At 42.7% G+C, this 14,973-nt stretch carries 15 protein-coding genes; 9 read left to right on the top strand and 6 right to left on the bottom strand.

All coding sequences use genetic code 11. From position 1 onward, the window contains the following. Positions 1 to 52: 52 nt before the first annotated feature. The 6 genes from ACSX1H_RS02730 (at position 53) to ahcY (ending at position 6,612) form a co-directional block, all read left to right on the top strand. Entirely contained in the window at positions 53 to 1,138 is a 1,086-nt protein-coding gene (locus tag ACSX1H_RS02730; protein ID WP_439182049.1) for a hypothetical protein, read from the top strand. Between the two features lie 134 nt (positions 1,139 to 1,272). Beyond that, positions 1,273 to 1,974, top strand: a complete 702-nt coding sequence (locus ACSX1H_RS02725; RefSeq protein ID WP_439182048.1) for a LiaF transmembrane domain-containing protein — start codon at positions 1,273 to 1,275, stop codon at positions 1,972 to 1,974. Between the two features lie 12 nt (positions 1,975 to 1,986). Further along, entirely contained in the window at positions 1,987 to 3,027 is a 1,041-nt protein-coding gene (locus ACSX1H_RS02720; RefSeq protein ID WP_439182047.1) for a sensor histidine kinase, read from the top strand. A 36-nt stretch (positions 3,028 to 3,063) separates the two neighbouring features. Next, the gene (locus ACSX1H_RS02715) at positions 3,064 to 3,807 is read left to right on the top strand and encodes a LytR/AlgR family response regulator transcription factor (protein WP_439182046.1); all 744 of its coding nucleotides are present in this window, start codon (positions 3,064 to 3,066) and stop codon (positions 3,805 to 3,807) included. A gap of 214 nt (positions 3,808 to 4,021) precedes the next feature. After that, positions 4,022 to 4,957 (top strand): bifunctional riboflavin kinase/FAD synthetase, encoded by a 936-nt coding sequence (locus ACSX1H_RS02710; protein ID WP_439182044.1) that lies wholly within the window; start codon positions 4,022 to 4,024, stop codon positions 4,955 to 4,957. A 251-nt stretch (positions 4,958 to 5,208) separates the two neighbouring features. Then, positions 5,209 to 6,612 carry an adenosylhomocysteinase gene (ahcY, locus tag ACSX1H_RS02705; protein WP_439182042.1) on the top strand — a complete coding sequence of 468 codons (1,404 nt, stop codon included), beginning with the start codon at positions 5,209 to 5,211 and terminating at the stop codon, positions 6,610 to 6,612. Positions 6,613 to 6,897: 285 nt separating this feature from the next. On the opposite strand, the gene ACSX1H_RS02700 is transcribed toward ahcY, so the two are convergent. Beyond that, positions 6,898 to 7,605 (bottom strand): 2-C-methyl-D-erythritol 4-phosphate cytidylyltransferase, encoded by a 708-nt coding sequence (locus ACSX1H_RS02700; protein ID WP_439182040.1) that lies wholly within the window; start codon positions 7,603 to 7,605, stop codon positions 6,898 to 6,900. Positions 7,606 to 7,815: 210 nt separating this feature from the next. On the opposite strand from ACSX1H_RS02700, the gene ACSX1H_RS02695 reads away from it, so the two are divergent. Next, positions 7,816 to 8,496, top strand: coding sequence for a DUF2461 domain-containing protein (locus tag ACSX1H_RS02695; protein WP_439182038.1), 681 nt, complete (start codon positions 7,816 to 7,818; stop codon positions 8,494 to 8,496). Positions 8,497 to 8,577: 81 nt separating this feature from the next. After that, positions 8,578 to 9,360, top strand: coding sequence for a nickel pincer cofactor biosynthesis protein LarC (gene larC, locus ACSX1H_RS02690; RefSeq protein WP_439182036.1), 783 nt, complete (start codon positions 8,578 to 8,580; stop codon positions 9,358 to 9,360). A gap of 74 nt (positions 9,361 to 9,434) precedes the next feature. On the opposite strand, the gene ACSX1H_RS02685 is transcribed toward larC, so the two are convergent. Further along, a complete protein-coding gene (locus tag ACSX1H_RS02685; RefSeq protein WP_439182035.1) occupies positions 9,435 to 10,142 on the bottom strand; it encodes a Crp/Fnr family transcriptional regulator in 708 nt (235 codons plus the stop codon). 111 nt (positions 10,143 to 10,253) lie between these two features. Here ACSX1H_RS02685 and ACSX1H_RS02680 point away from each other — a divergent pair, with 111 nt between their 5' ends. Next, positions 10,254 to 10,670 carry an OsmC family protein gene (locus ACSX1H_RS02680; protein WP_439182033.1) on the top strand — a complete coding sequence of 139 codons (417 nt, stop codon included), beginning with the start codon at positions 10,254 to 10,256 and terminating at the stop codon, positions 10,668 to 10,670. A 106-nt stretch (positions 10,671 to 10,776) separates the two neighbouring features. On the opposite strand, the gene pheS is transcribed toward ACSX1H_RS02680, so the two are convergent. From pheS to ACSX1H_RS02660, 4 genes are all read right to left on the bottom strand, one after another. Further along, entirely contained in the window at positions 10,777 to 11,796 is a 1,020-nt protein-coding gene (gene pheS, locus ACSX1H_RS02675; RefSeq protein WP_439182031.1) for a phenylalanine--tRNA ligase subunit alpha, read from the bottom strand. 137 nt (positions 11,797 to 11,933) lie between these two features. After that, a complete protein-coding gene (locus tag ACSX1H_RS02670) occupies positions 11,934 to 13,256 on the bottom strand; it encodes a peptidylprolyl isomerase (RefSeq protein ID WP_439182030.1) in 1,323 nt (440 codons plus the stop codon). Positions 13,257 to 13,259: 3 nt separating this feature from the next. Next, a complete protein-coding gene (locus ACSX1H_RS02665; protein WP_439182029.1) occupies positions 13,260 to 14,063 on the bottom strand; it encodes a peptidylprolyl isomerase in 804 nt (267 codons plus the stop codon). A 93-nt stretch (positions 14,064 to 14,156) separates the two neighbouring features. Next, complete coding sequence (locus ACSX1H_RS02660) at positions 14,157 to 14,972, bottom strand: peptidylprolyl isomerase (RefSeq protein ID WP_439182028.1); 816 nt, start codon at positions 14,970 to 14,972, stop codon at positions 14,157 to 14,159. Position 14,973 lies beyond the last annotated feature (1 nt).

The following is a 14,973-nucleotide window of genomic DNA, read 5'->3' as shown; positions in this document are numbered from 1 at the left end:
TATATGATATAATTTTAGTTTATTTGCACAGAATAAAATTAAATTATATTAAATGAAGACGGCCTTAATTTCCTTGTTTCTACTGATCAGTACACTTTCCTTTTCGCAATCCGATTATCGACCAGGTTACATTGTCCAACTTAACGGAGATACAATAAAAGGGTTGATTGACTTTCGGGGCAACGTTCGAAATAGCCAGCTGTGTAATTTTATGAATGCAGAAGGCCAAGAAAAGCAATATCGTCCTTTTGATATACGTAGCTACAGATTTACCAAGGGCAAGTATTATGTTTCAAAAAAAGTAAAACACGAGAATGATGAATTAGCCGATGCTTTTGTGGAGTATCTGGTTGATGGTGAGAAAGATCTTTATTATTACCGCACAGCTGAAGGTAACTTTTTCCTGATTACATATAACGACTCAACGGTTGTTACGTTGCCGTATAGGAAAACAACCGTGGTTAAAGAAGGCAAATATTACGGTGTCCAGTCCACTCAACACATAGGTTTTCTGAAATCCTACTTTAATGATGCTCCTGAGTTAAGTCGACAAATTGAAAGTATTACTCATCCCAACTCGCGAAACCTGACTAAGTTGGCCAAAGATTACCATGACTTAAAGTGCAATAGTACTGAGTGTATAGTCTATTCAAAGCAGGATAGGAAGTTTAGTTTAGCTGTAGAGCCGGTATTTGGGTATTATAAAGCCAATATGTTCGCGGATTATAAATCTCAGTACGGGATTCAGCTTTACTTTTGGTTGCCTCAAAATAATGAAAATGTATATGCCAAATCGGGTTTGCTATTCACAACTAACACCCTGCTATCAGAGACAGCAACAGGTTTTGAAATCAGTGATTATAAGATTTATACGATTCCGATTGCCTTTGAGTATCAGATGGCTTATAAGCGGATTAAACCAAAATTCGATCTGGGTATCAACATGCACCTTATTCATAAAAATGGCAGTTTCAACCAAACAGGGTTAAGCTTGTTTGCGGGTGCTGGACTATTAGTGAAAATTTCATCATTCCTGTATTTAAATGCCGAGCTGACAAGTGATGTTGTGGGATTTGCGAGCGAAACAGATCTTATTAAAGGGCTGGGCTACAGAGGAGGCATTTACTTCAAACTATAAGCTGTGTGATTAAGTTTAGCTGGTTTTTCGCAGACTACCGGCTTAATTTCGCAGTTGGCCGAATTTCTTTCGCATTGTCATTTGAGTTACATTACTTTAGTGCAAAAAGGTATAATTAACTTAAATCTAATGATATGAAAGAAGGAAAAAAGCGTAATAAGCGAGGTCTTTTAGGAGGCTTTCTCATTGCAATAGGTGTGTTGTTATTGCTCGGTAACCTGGGATATCTGCCTTATGAGGTAACTGACGTGATTTTTCGTTGGCCTATGATATTTGTGGCTATTGGGATCTTTAACCTGATAAAAAAGGAGTATACAGCCGCCCTCATCACCTTATCCATTGGTGCGTTTTATCTATTGCCACACCTGATTGATGGCATCAGTTACCGCGATATTTTTAAATTCTGGCCGGTATTAATCATTTTAATTGGTGGGGCTTTTTATTTTAAAAGGCGCGAGCAGGCGCCCATGTACAGAACCTCAAAAGGTGCGGATGAGTTTATTGATGAAGTCGATATATTTGGTGGCGGTGTTACGCAGGTTGAATCCAAAAATTTTAAAGGGGGAAAGATAACGGCTGTTTTTGGTGGTGGCGATGTGTACCTCGATCGCTGCTTACTCTCACCCGAAGGTGCTGTTTTGGATATTGCCATGGTGTTTGGTGGAACAAAGATTATTGTTCCGCGCGATTGGAATGTCAAAACAGAGGTGGTTTCTATTTTTGGGGGATTTGCGGATAAGCGCAACTTTTTTTCTGAAACCGGTGTCGACCCTTCCAAAACGATCATTATTAAGGGGGTTGCCATTTTTGGTGGGGGTGAAATAAGAAGCATTTAATCACTCTTTATTATGAACCACCCCATTTTTTCAGAAACGCGTATTTTTAAACTATATGGTTTTGTTTGGCTGATTGTGGCCCTTGTGTATGCTTTCATCAATGCAGTAGTTTATCAGCTGCCTTTCAATTTGGCCATTCTCGATAGTTTAATAGTCAACGTCTTAATGTTTTTTATGGGGCTGAGCATTTGGTACCCGATACGCTATATCGATCGGGAGAAGGATTGGCTCAGCCTGCTCATTCAGTACCTGATTGCAGGCATTATTTTGGTTGGCAGCTGGTTGTTAATGGCTTATGGCCTATTTCGGATTCTTGTTGCCGAAGATGCTATCGATTTGTTGTTTAACACGAATGCCTTCATTATTAGAGGTGCTTTTGGCGGACTACTGTTTATTGTGTTTGTAATGGTGTATTACATGTTTATTTTTTACAATGAAGTAGAAGAGAAAAACCGACAGCATGAGCAGATGAATCGTTTATTGCGGGAGACGGAGTTGAATGCTTTAAAAGCCCAGCTCAATCCGCATTTTTTATTCAATAGTTTAAACAGTGTAAGTGCTTTAACCATAACCGATGCCGATGCTGCCCGCGAAATGATAAACAAGCTCTCTGAGTTTATGCGCTATTCACTCAAAAAGAACGAAGCAGTGCTGTTGCCTTTAAGTGAGGAGCTAAAAAATATTGGACGCTATCTTGATATTGAGAAAGTACGTTTTGGCGAGCGCTTACTCTGTGAGTCGCATGTACCGCAAAATTGCAAAGCACACTTGGTACCGGTGCTCATCCTGCAGCCTCTATTCGAAAACGCTGTCAAACATGGAGTTTACGAAAGTACCGAGCCGGTAACGATACGCACGTATTGCCGGATGATAGGTGATGAACTGGAGTTTAGCATTATTAACAATCATGATGCCGATGCAATTAGCCATAAAGGTGAAGGTGTGGGACTGGCCAATGTGCGTGAGCGGTTGCAGTTAATCTATAACCGCTCCGATTTGCTGTCAATTAATTCTGAAAATCATTATTTTGAGGTGGTGTTACGCATTCCATAGGCGTGGCCGGTTGTTTAATCCAGTAAATCTATACCCATGATTAGTTATAAAGCACTCATTATTGATGACGAACCACCTGCCCGAAGCATTATCAGAGCTTACCTTAAAAAGCATGCAGAGATTGAGGTGGCAGGTGAGTGTGCCAACGGATTTGAAGCCATAAAAGCCATTAAGGAAGTGCAACCGGATATTTTGTTTTTGGATATTCAAATGCCCAAAATTAGCGGACTCGAATTGCTTGAGGTCATCGAAGAGCCCCTGCACGTTATTTTTAGCACCGCTTATGATGAGTATGCACTGAAGGCCTTTGAGCTTGATGCGGTTGATTATTTGTTGAAACCTTATGATGAAAAACGATTTGATGCAGCCCTAGAGAAAGTACTTGTTAAAATTCGAACCGGGGAGTTAGTGCATAAGCAGTTGGATCCACTTACTGTAAGTCAGCAGAGTCAGCTGGAGCGTATTGTGGTTAAAAAAGGCACTAAACTAGAGGTTATTAGTCTGGATAACTTGCTGTATATTGAGGCACACGATGATTATGTCATGTTGCATACGGCTGGAGGACATTATCTGAAGTCCAAGACCATGAAGTACTTCGAACAGCACTTGCCCGAAAACCGCTTTGTTCGAACTCATCGCAGTTATATTGTTAATGTTGAGAAGATTGAAAGGCTTGAGCCGTATGATAAAGATACCTTTCTGGCCATTCTCAATTCTCACTGTAAGCTAAAAGTTAGCCGGACAGGCTATAAAAAATTAAAGGCACTCATGGATTTCTGAAAGAATGACGAAACTTGAAATCAGTGTAAAAAATAACAGGAAGGGTTAAAAAAGATGGGCACTTTTGCGATGAGAGTCAGGAGGTTTATCCCCATTCTGAGTAAGTAAGTTAGAGGGTGAGCTGATACTTGCCTCTCACTCACAATGTAATATTCTGAAGCCATTTAACTTGACTCTTGCCGCTTTAATAGTATTTTTGCGCAAAACTTTTTCTGTGAAGGTACACTCCGATTTATCAAAATTCAAAGCACAGCGGCCAGTTATAACCATCGGCATGTTTGATGGGGTGCATACAGGCCATCGGGTGCTTTTAGGGCGCCTTACCGAAAAAGCCAAAGAAGTAGATGGCGAGTCGGTGGTGATTACCTTTTGGCCGCACCCACGCATGGTGCTTAAGCAGGATGCTGATAAGCTGAGGTTTTTAACTTCGCCCGAGGAGCGTACCAAACTGTTTGGTCAGTTGGGCATTGACCACCTGGTGTTGATTCCATTTTCACTCGAACTTGCTAACCTTACAGCAGAAGAGTTTATACAACAAATTCTTATCGATAAGCTGGGTATCTACCATTTGATGGTTGGATATAATCACCGGTTTGGCAAGGGGCGTCAGCACAGCTATGACGAATACCAGACCTTTGCACGTCAGTATAATTTCCAAATTTCTATGGTGGAGGCCGTGCTAACAGATGGCATGCAAACCAGCTCAACAGATATTCGGACTCATTTGCTGGCTGGACAAATGCAGGCGGCCAATAAAATATTGGGCTACCGTTACACCGTTTCGGGGCGTGTTGTGGGCGGTCAGCAATTGGGACGACGCATCGGCTACCCAACGGCTAATATTGAAGTGGAGGAGCCGCACAAACTTATTCCACCCGATGGGGTGTATGCCGTAAAGGTGCGGGTTGAGGGAAAAGATTATGGGGGCATGTTAAATATTGGTTATCGGCCAACCGTTAATCACAATGTTGATCATCGTTCACTGGAAGTGCATATCTTTGATTTTAACCACGATATATATTCCGAAGAGGTGGAACTGCAATTTATCAGCCGTGTGCGAGATGAGCAAAAATTTACCAATGTTGATGAGTTGATTGCTCAATTGAAAAAGGACGAAGTAACCATCCGAGCCATTGTAGCTCAGGCATAATGTATGGAGCAGCCCTCTATTTATCGATTATTGTATCCTTCATTAACCGCGTCGTCCTCAGAAGGATGACTTTCGGCTGCATTAGGTTCATTATATCTTGACAGGGCAATTAATCATCAGCTCACACCATCCTTCTCCCCTGTTCTTCAAAAGCCTCAGAGCAGTAGCAATTGGCTATCAGCTTTTTCAAAGAATTTTTACTACTTTTGTAATCCTTTTTAAATAGAAATCAACAAAATAAGATAACAGTTATGGCTGATTTTAAAGTAGCTGACCTGAGTTTGGCTGAATACGGGAGAAAAGAAATTGATATAGCCGAAAAGGAGATGCCTGGATTAATGGCACTTCGGGCAAAATATGGGGCTGAAAAACCTTTGAAAGGAGCACGCATCATGGGTTCGTTGCACATGACTATTCAAACGGCTGTTTTAATCGAAACACTGGTTGAGTTAGGGGCAACTGTGCGCTGGTGTAGCTGTAATATATACAGTACACAAGACCATGCAGCCGCGGCAATTGCAGAGGCGGGTGTGCCGGTCTTTGCCTGGAAAGGCGAAACGCTTGAGGAGTACTGGTGGTGTACCGAAAAAGCCTTGAATTTTGGAGATGGCCTTGGTCCTGAAATGATTGTAGACGATGGTGGTGATGCTACTTTAATGATTCACAAAGGAGTTGAAGCTTTAAGTAACCCAGCCATTTTAGAGGCTGATTACAGTAGCGAAGGTGAGGATTTTCGCGAGCTGATGGCCTTGGTAAAGCGCACTTTTAATGAAGATCCACAGCGCTGGAAGAAAGTTGCTGATGACATTAAAGGCGTAAGTGAAGAGACAACTACTGGTGTACACCGTCTGTATCAGATGATGGAGCGTGGTGAGCTATTGTTCCCTGCAATTAACGTTAACGATTCTGTTACAAAATCTAAGTTTGATAACCTTTATGGCTGTCGTGAAAGTTTGGCCGATGGTATTAAGCGTGGTACCGATGTGATGGTGGCCGGTAAAACGGTGTTGGTTTGTGGTTATGGTGATGTGGGTAAAGGTTGTGCGCAGAGTATGCGTGGTTTCGGGGCGCGAGTAATCGTAACCGAGATAGACCCTATTTGTGCTCTGCAAGCCGCCATGGAAGGCTTTGAGGTGTCAACTGTTGAAGACGCTTTGTGCGAAGCTAACATTGTGGTAACGACCACCGGAAACAAAGATGTGATTACTGTTGATCACATGGCGCAAATGAAAGACCAAACCATTGTATGTAACATTGGTCATTTTGATAATGAGATTCAGGTTGAAAAGCTGGAAAACTATCCGGGCATTGAAGAGATTAACATCAAGCCGCAGGTTGATAAGTTCCGTTTTCCCGATGGGCATAGTATTATCCTGTTGTCCCGTGGACGTTTGGTTAACCTTGGAAATGCCACTGGTCACCCAAGTTTTGTGATGAGTAACTCGTTTACCAACCAAACACTGGCCCAGATTGAAATCTGGAAAAATAACTACGAGGTAGGCGTCTATACTTTGCCTAAGCACCTGGATGAGGAAGTTGCTCGTTTGCACCTGGCGCAGTTAGGTGTTAAACTTACCCGTCTGAGCGATGAGCAGGCAGCCTATATTGGCGTAAATCCTGATGGCCCATACAAGCCAGAGCATTACCGCTATTAATACGATAGACCGATAAGCTACATATAGCCGTTCTCATTGCGAGAGCGGCTATTTTTTTATCTAATTAATTGGGTAAGGCAATTACATACACATTTATATGCTTAGGCCTTTTTTTGAAAGGTGATAAGGTGAACGACCATTACCTAATCACCTTCTGACTAACGTAAGCTTCTTGCCATTAATCGTTATTAAATTGACTTCCCGCCTCTTCAGATTGGTCTCACCACAGCTTGCGTTAGTGAGAAGATGGCATTTTCGGCATAATTGGATGTGGGTCCTTAAAGTTTACAGAGCAATTTCATCTTCCTCCTCCTCTACTTCCTCAAATCCAGCCTTGATAAATGCCTCTGCCAATACCAGGTCAAAAGGGGTGGTAATCTTAATATTTTCGCGGTTACCAGCCACCAGGTGGATGGTTTTGCCGTAGGCTTCTACCACAGAGGCGTCATCGGTAAAGAGAGGCGTGTATGGTTGGTTATAGGCCGGAAGCAGGTTGTCGGTATGAAATACCTGAGGCGTTTGTACCAGCTTAATAGTAGAGCGATCGAGGGCCTTGCTGCATTCGTCATTAACCTGTCGCACCGATTCAAAGGCATCGAGCACGGGAATTGCATTGCCCAAGGCTTTGGCATGGTGATAGCAGCGTTTAAGTGTATCGGGCGATACAAATGGGCGCACGCCATCGTGTATACCAACCAATGCAGGTGCTTTAATGTGCCGGAGTCCGTTTTTAACACTCTCAAAGCGAGTAGTCCCTCCTTTGGCGATAGAGTGTTCAATGGTAAACTGATGCTGTTGGCAGAGTTCTTGCCAATAGGCCATCTGATCCTCAGGTAGTACCAGAATCAGTTGTAAAGAAGCGTCGAAGTTGTAAAAAGTAGTAATGGTATGCATTAAAACCGGTAGACCATTAATTTTAAGAAACTGCTTGGGAATATGGCTTCCCATACGAGTGCCGCTACCTCCGGCAACAATAATAGCATAGTTTGTCATTCGTTCATTGGGTCAAAGTTTCTAATTTTCTCCCTGTGCCAAATTTAATGTGCCTTTGGTAATAACACAAGGTTTTTGGGTGCATTCGTCCTATTGCTGTTTAATGTTTATTAAAAAAACCTTGCCTGTTAGTTAGTAACTTCGTGTTTGTGCCTGTTTAACTATTAAGCTAAATTTGTATTTTACGCATTCATCTACAAACACTATAATATGGTCGACCCTTTTGTATTTGATTTTCTATCTCAGCTTAAGGCTAATAATAATCGAGATTGGTTTAACGATAACAAAGCTTTTTATATGGAGGCCAAGGCCTCTTTTGAGCAATCGATGCAGCATTTTATCGACATGGTTTATGCTGTTGATCCGAGTGTGGGAGTTTTAACACCAAAGGACTGTGTGTTCCGCATTTACAGAGATACGCGCTTTGCTAAAGATAAATCGCCTTATAAAACTAACATGGGTGGTTTTGTTGCCAAAGGAGGACGCAAAAGTAGTTTAGCAGGGTACTATCTGCATGTAGAGCCGGGTGCTTCTATGGTAGCGGGTGGCAGTTATTGTCCGCCGGCTGATGTGCTAAAAGCGATCCGTAAAGAGATTTATAATTTTGCGGATGAGTACAAGGCCATTATCCACGATGAAAAATTTACACGGGTGTTTCCTCAACTATTTGAAGACAAGTTAAAGCGCCCTCCAAAAGGGTTTCCAAAGGATTTTGAAGACATTGACTTGCTAAAGTATAAATCATTTGCCCCTTTGCACTTTGCATCAGACAGCGAATTGATTGGCGAGAAGGCCTCGGCACACGTGCGTTCTATTATCGAAGTGTTGGAGCCTCACAACAGCTTTATCAACAGAGGAATTTTGGCTGAAGAAGATGAAATCGTTTTGTAATGCAACCATTACGGAAAAGTTGAATTTAATGTATAATAAGAGCTATCAACTGCAGATGTTAGCTCATAGCCCTTTACCAATATGCAATTATTAATTGACGCAACAGGAGGCATTGCCGGCGACATGTTTGCAGCCGCACTTATATCGGCTGGTGCTGATGAGAAGAAGATGCTTGGAGCCATGACACTGGCCGCTGAAAAAATTGGCGTGGCCTCTATCACAACCTCACTCTCGCACGATGGTGCGCAGCGGCTTCACATCAATATAGAGCATCATCACGGGCACCTGTCTGGCCACCGGGCCTATCATTTGCTTGAAGCCATATTTGCCGAACTCGGAATTGAAGAGCCCTATCAGCAATTTGGCTTCAGAGCTTTAGAGGTGCTGGTAAAAGCAGAAATTAAAGCGCATAAAGAGAACACCTTTCTCACCGATCATATTCATGCTCATCATCACCATGAAGGAGCCGACCATGAGCATGAACATCACGAGGATGCCTACTTACATGAAGCGCAGGATATTCTTATTGATATTACAGGAGCAGTGATGGGTTTGCAACTGTTGGAGGCCCCAACCGAAGCGATACTGCTCTCGCCGGTGAGTTTGGGAGGCGGACATATTACGTTTTCGCATGGTTACCTGCCGGTACCAGCGCCAGCAACTAAAATAATATTTGAAAAGCATGGTTTACCTTGTAAGCTGGGGCCTATTGAACATGAGTTGTGCACACCTACCGGCTCTGCCGTATTAGCCGCTTTAAGCGCAAAGTTAGGAGAGCCTGCCGAAATAACACCGTTGAGACAAGGATTGTCGCGTGGTGGAAAGGATTTTCCAATCCCTCCGTTAAAAATACAATTAGGATAAAACAAAAACGCCTGAATTGTTCAAGTTCAGGCGTTCTTAGTTAGCTGTTAAGTATTTTTTTAGACGATTTGCGATTAGATATACACATTGCCTATCTTGATGAGTTTAGGGATATTAATCAACTTAATCTTACGCCCATTCAGTTCAATCAGTTTATCAGACTTAAATTCAGATAACAGACGGATAACAGATTCGGTAGCGGTACCAACCATGTTTGCCAGTTCCTCGCGGGTTAATGAAATCTGGAGTGTATTATCTTCATCCAAATCAAATGTATCCATTAATAGCAGCAGCACTTCGGCCAGTCGCTCTCGCACTGTTTTTTGAGCAATATCGGTTAAGAACTTGTTGGATTCACCCAATTCCCGGCAAGTCAATTTCATTAGCGACATGGCAAACTCAGGATTAACCTTTATTAAACTGGTTAGCACATCGGAAGGCAAGTAACACAGCACCGCATCATTAACCACCTTTGCAGTTGTGCAGGCCAATTCATCGCTCACAACCGACCTAAACCCAATTAAATCACCATCTTTAGCAAAGCGGATGATCTGCTCTTTCCCGTCAAATCCGGTTTTGTAGATCTTCAATATCCCCTTAATAACTACATAAGCTCCATTAATACGACTACCTTCGTGGTAAAGAATGTTACCCCGTTTGTGGAGGGTGCAGCTCATTGACTGCGTCAAAGAGTCTAGTTCCTCTTCTGTTAACCCGCTGAAGATTTCATATGACAGCAAATCTACTTCGTCGCTGAAAGGGACACTTTGAATATTTTTCATAACTTGAATACAACTGAATGAATAAAAAAGTGATAAATGTCATAATTTTGAGGCAAAGATATAAAAAGGTTAGATAATAACATTATCTTAAATATCTAAATAGATTAATATATGAAAACGTCAACAAGTATTAAATGGACTGGGAACATGTCCTGGGAAACCGAATTATTCGGACACAAATTAATTTTAGATGCAGGTGTTGAAAATGGAGGAGAAGATAAAGGCACGCGTCCAAAGGTATTAATGTTAACTGCCCTGGCGGGGTGCACCGGTATGGATGTGGTATCTATCCTAAAGAAGATGCGTGTGGAAATTGAAGATTTACAGATAATTGTAGAGGGAGATTTGACAGAAGAGCACCCTAAGTATTACGAGAAGATGCACGTAATCTATGAATTTAAAGGCCAGAATTTGCCAATGGATAAGTTGGAAAAAGCGGTGAGTTTGTCTGAGGAAAGATACTGTGGTGTGTCGGCACTTTATAAAAAAGCGATCCCGGTTACAACCGAAATTCGGGTGGTCGAATAGTTTAAAAAATGTTATTAAACATCAAATTTTGACTTTTAGAAACCATTAAAATGAAACCCCTGCTCGAACGAAACAGGGGTTTTTTAATGTTTTATAATATTTATGTTTACTCAGCAGATTTAAACTGCTCGAGGAAGCGCTTATCATTTTCAAAGAACAGTCTGATGTCTTTAATCTGGTATTTGAGCATGGTGATACGCTCGATGCCCATACCAAAGGCAAAACCAGTGTACTCGTTGCTATCGATGCCGCTGGCTTCTAACACAGCCGGATCTACCATGCCACATCCAAGTATCTCTACCCAACCTGTGTATTTACATACGTTACACCCTTTGCCACCACATAATGAGCAGGAGATGTCCATCTCGGCCGAAGGCTCTGTAAATGGGAAATAAGATGGGCGCAAACGAATTTTGGTATCAGCTCCAAAGAGTTCTTTAGAGAAGTACAATAAGGTTTGTTTGAGGTCGGCAAAAGAAACGTTTTTATCAATGAACAGCCCTTCTACCTGATGGAAGATGCAATGGGCACGTGCCGAAATGGCTTCGTTACGGAACACACGTCCGGGGAAAATGGCACGCATGGGTGGACGCTGCTTCTCCATCACTCGTACCTGAACCGATGAGGTATGGGTACGCAACAGAACATCCGGGTTGGTGGCGATAAAGAATGTATCCTGCATGTCACGTGCCGGGTGTTCAGGTGGGAAGTTAAGTGCTTCGAATACGTGGTGATCATCTTCAATTTCCGGACCGTCAGCGACAGTAAAGCCTAAACGTGAAAAGATATCAACAATTTCGTTTTTAACAATTGATAAAGGGTGACGGCTTCCCAGTTCAAATGAAGTTCCAGGGAGTGAAAGGTCCATGCCTACTTTTCCATCTCCGTTTGAAGCAAAGTTTTCCTTAAGCTCATTAATCTTATCAGTAGCCTGAGATTTAAGTGTATTAAGTACCTGGCCTACTTCTCTTTTTTGTTCGTTGGGAATGGTCTTAAACTCATCAAACAGCTGAGAAACCAGGCCTTTTTTACTTAAATATTTTATTCTCAGTTGTTCAGCCTCTTCAGCCGTTGAAGCGACAAGGCTTTTAATTTCTTCAGCTAATTGATTGATTTTATCTAACATGATTGTTTAATTACTTGATTAAAGCGACTTGCAAAATTAATAAAACGATTGGGATGATGGATGCATAATGCCCAAATCTTTTTTTTTGCCGGATCGGGTATTTATCCTTAAATAGCTGTTGATATCAGGATGAAAACTTATTTTTTAAGAAATTGAATGGTTTTAATCCGTATTTCATCAACGGGTCTGTCAACCGCATAGGTTTTAACAGCGGCCATCCGGTCTACTACTTCCATGCCTTTGGTGACCCAGCCAAATACGGTATAGTCACCATCCAGATAAGGGGCACCGCCAACAGTTGTGTAGGCCCGCCGTTGCTCAGCTGTGTACTTAATCCCTTTTTCTGCTTCCAAATCATCCAGCTCAGCATCGCTAAACAGGCGCCCGGCCACAATGTAAAACTGGGACCCATCGCTGCGGTTGTGCTTGTTGCGATCCTCAGGCAGCTTAGATGCTGCCAGCATGCCTCGCTTGTGAAACAGCTCAGGAACAATATTCATCTTTAGGGTATAGCCTGGTCCCTGCCAGCCCACCACATCGTCTTTTTTCGCGTATTTGGAATCGGCTGCTCCGGTTTGAATTAAAAAATCTTTGATAACCCGATGCACCAGAAGGCTGTCGTAGAAATGATCGCTGACCAGTTTAATGAAATTATCGCGATAGCGGGGCGTTTCATCAGACAGTGCAATTTCGATGTTGCCCATGTTGGTGATGATGCGGAAGCCTTTTACTTGCGTGTGCGAAATATAGACCTTATTAGACTTATTTCGTAGCTCATAAATCGATTGAGGTTGTTTTTCTTTATGCTTGATTAGCTGGCCAATCCATTGAGCATCTAAAATGCGGGTGCTGTCACCAGACTCCTGAACCATGCCCGCCAGCCGATGGCTATGAGCAAATACCGGGTTGCCCGGTTTAAACTCCCCCTGGTAACTTTTAAATGAGATGCTGTCGTTAGCCGTTTCCTTTCCCATTTGTCCTTGATGATAGAACAGCTGACGGTTTTTTCTAAAGAGCTGATATACCGAGTCTGCTTTGAAGGTGGCATCTTTAATACTGAGGTAGTTGAGGTTTCGGCGACTGACTTTTAGGAGTGCCAGATCCAGGTCAAGATCATAGGCCACATAGCCTTTTACTGTTGAGAAATCATCGAGATCCAATGGTGAAGCTTTGACCTTGTAGGCGCCTTTGATAAAGCTCAGGTTGGTTATCACCAGGTCGGGGGCCACATAAAAGCCGTATCCATCCTGCAGGCGGCGCGTGTAGTGATCAAAGGTGCGCAGGCTGACGATGCCTTTAGCGTTATCCTGATAGGAGCCTTTGAATGTATCTATCGTTCTCTGTTGTTTATCAGTTTGGCTGTTGCACGCCATCAAGCAAGAGGCGACCAACAGGCTCAAAAAAAGGTTGTTAATGCGATTAAATAGTGTTGGTTTAAAGTGTAAAGAATTTATCTGCATGCCTTACTTTGTTACAATACTCACTTTAATTTTCACATCGGTACGCGGGCGGTTATTTTTGTCCACCGGTACAGCGGCAATTTTATTGACCACATCCAGGCCAGCTACCACTTCTCCAAAAACTGTGTAGTCACCATCCAGTTCGGGGGTGCCGCCTATCGCACTGTAGGCTTTGCGTTGGGCCTCGTTGAACTCTATCTTATCTGATATACTGTAGTGAAAATTTATTTTGTCTTTAATATCTCGCAACAACTTGTTAAAAGCTTTTGGATCTTCTTTTTTTAAGCGGGCCAATTCTTCTTTGTGGGGCAGGTAGTATTGTCTTTTGAGCTCTATCTTGATGGGGTTGTTGGTGGCCTTCTCAATTAAATCCAGCTCTTTGTCGGTGTATTTGCGTCCCTGAACAATGTAAAACTGCGACACGTCCGACATCTTAAAATGGTTTACCTCTTCGGGCTGACGAGGGGCGCAGAGGGCTCCTCGTTTGTGAAAGCAATTATCATGGTATTCTGCATCAATATTGATGGCCTTGCCATAACCAATGGCTCTACCGGGAGCTGCATTGCGCGAGTCGGATGAACCACCTTGAATAACAAAGCCTTTCACAACGCGATAAAACAGGGTGCCGTCAAAATGCTTTTCACCAACCAGTTTTAAGAAGGCATCACGGTGATTAGGTGTCTCGTTGTACAGTTTCACCTTCATGGTTCCCAGGTTGGTTGATATGTTAACATAGTAGATGGGCTCCTGCGCGCTAACAGCCGTAAAATACAATAGACTAATTATGAGAAGAAGATATTTTTGCATGGTAATTCTGTTTGAGAATGCAAGATATAAAAAAAGAATCCGGTAGTCGAAACAAAGCTCAGCTACCGGATTGGTCATTTAATATTCTCTTAACTATTTTAGCACTTCTACTTTAAGGATGTACACATCTTCCAGTGGACGGTCCATTTGGTTGGTTGAAACGGTGGCAATGGAATCGATTACTTCTAAGCCTTCAACAACTTCGCCAAATACGGTGTAGTTATCATCCAGATGGGGCACTCCGCCTTGGGTACGGTATACTTCTTTTACCGACTCCGGAATGGTTTGCTTAGGTGCGCTGGCCAACTTTTTTTCTACCTCTTCTTCAATGAGCACCCGCATGCCCATAAAACCTTCCTGGTTACCGGCTTGCTGCAGTGTTTGAAGGGTGTCTTTGTATTCTTCGAGTGTTTGGTAGAAGAGTTGTTGGCGTTTCATATCCTGGTAGCGCTTTTCAATGGCACTAAATCCTTCGTCGTTGTAGGTTTTGCCTTGTACAATATAAAATTGCGAACCCGATGATTTGCGCTCAGGGTTGACATTATCGCCTGTGCGGGCTGCTGCCAGTGCCCCTTTTTTATGGAAAAGCGTCGGGTAATTAATTTCGGCTGGTACCTGATAGCCAGGGCCGCCATTCCCTAACATCGCTCCCGGGGCTGCCCCTTTAGAGTCGGGGTCGCCACCCTGAATCATAAATTCGTTGATAACCCGGTGAAAAAGTAAGGAGTCATAGTAACCCGATTCGGCTAGTTTCACAAAATTATCGCGGTGCTGTGGCGTTTCGTCATACAGCTTAATCTTCATGGTTCCCTTAGAGGTTTCCATCAACAGCATAACCCCTTCTTTGGGTTGCTGCTTACAGGCTGTAAATAGAATAACGGCCAGGCTGATTGATAATAAATACTTCATG

Origin of the sequence: Carboxylicivirga taeanensis (assembly GCF_051851475.1) — a bacterium.
Taxonomy (GTDB): Bacteria; Bacteroidota; Bacteroidia; order Bacteroidales; family Marinilabiliaceae; genus Carboxylicivirga; species Carboxylicivirga taeanensis.
Note: the sequence above shows the minus strand (reverse complement) of the source record. Positions and strands in the feature narration are given on the sequence as shown.

Bases quoted from the DNA above. Each gene is read 5' to 3' on its own strand.
- ACSX1H_RS02730 (WP_439182049.1), top strand. From the start codon at position 53: ATGAAGACGGCCTTAATTTCCTTGTTTCTACTGATCAGTACACTTTCC.
- ACSX1H_RS02725 (WP_439182048.1), top strand. From the start codon at position 1,273: ATGAAAGAAGGAAAAAAGCGTAATAAGCGAGGTCTTTTAGGAGGCTTT.
- ACSX1H_RS02720 (WP_439182047.1), top strand. From the start codon at position 1,987: ATGAACCACCCCATTTTTTCAGAAACGCGTATTTTTAAACTATATGGT.
- ACSX1H_RS02715 (WP_439182046.1), top strand. From the start codon at position 3,064: ATGATTAGTTATAAAGCACTCATTATTGATGACGAACCACCTGCCCGA.
- ahcY (WP_439182042.1), top strand. From the start codon at position 5,209: ATGGCTGATTTTAAAGTAGCTGACCTGAGTTTGGCTGAATACGGGAGA.
- ACSX1H_RS02700 (WP_439182040.1), bottom strand. From the start codon at position 7,605: ATGACAAACTATGCTATTATTGTTGCCGGAGGTAGCGGCACTCGTATG.
- ACSX1H_RS02695 (WP_439182038.1), top strand. From the start codon at position 7,816: ATGGTCGACCCTTTTGTATTTGATTTTCTATCTCAGCTTAAGGCTAAT.
- larC (WP_439182036.1), top strand. From the start codon at position 8,578: ATGCAATTATTAATTGACGCAACAGGAGGCATTGCCGGCGACATGTTT.
- ACSX1H_RS02685 (WP_439182035.1), bottom strand. From the start codon at position 10,142: ATGAAAAATATTCAAAGTGTCCCTTTCAGCGACGAAGTAGATTTGCTG.
- ACSX1H_RS02680 (WP_439182033.1), top strand. From the start codon at position 10,254: ATGAAAACGTCAACAAGTATTAAATGGACTGGGAACATGTCCTGGGAA.
- pheS (WP_439182031.1), bottom strand. From the start codon at position 11,796: ATGTTAGATAAAATCAATCAATTAGCTGAAGAAATTAAAAGCCTTGTC.
- ACSX1H_RS02670 (WP_439182030.1), bottom strand. From the start codon at position 13,256: ATGCAGATAAATTCTTTACACTTTAAACCAACACTATTTAATCGCATT.
- ACSX1H_RS02665 (WP_439182029.1), bottom strand. From the start codon at position 14,063: ATGCAAAAATATCTTCTTCTCATAATTAGTCTATTGTATTTTACGGCT.
- ACSX1H_RS02660 (WP_439182028.1), bottom strand. From the start codon at position 14,972: ATGAAGTATTTATTATCAATCAGCCTGGCCGTTATTCTATTTACAGCC.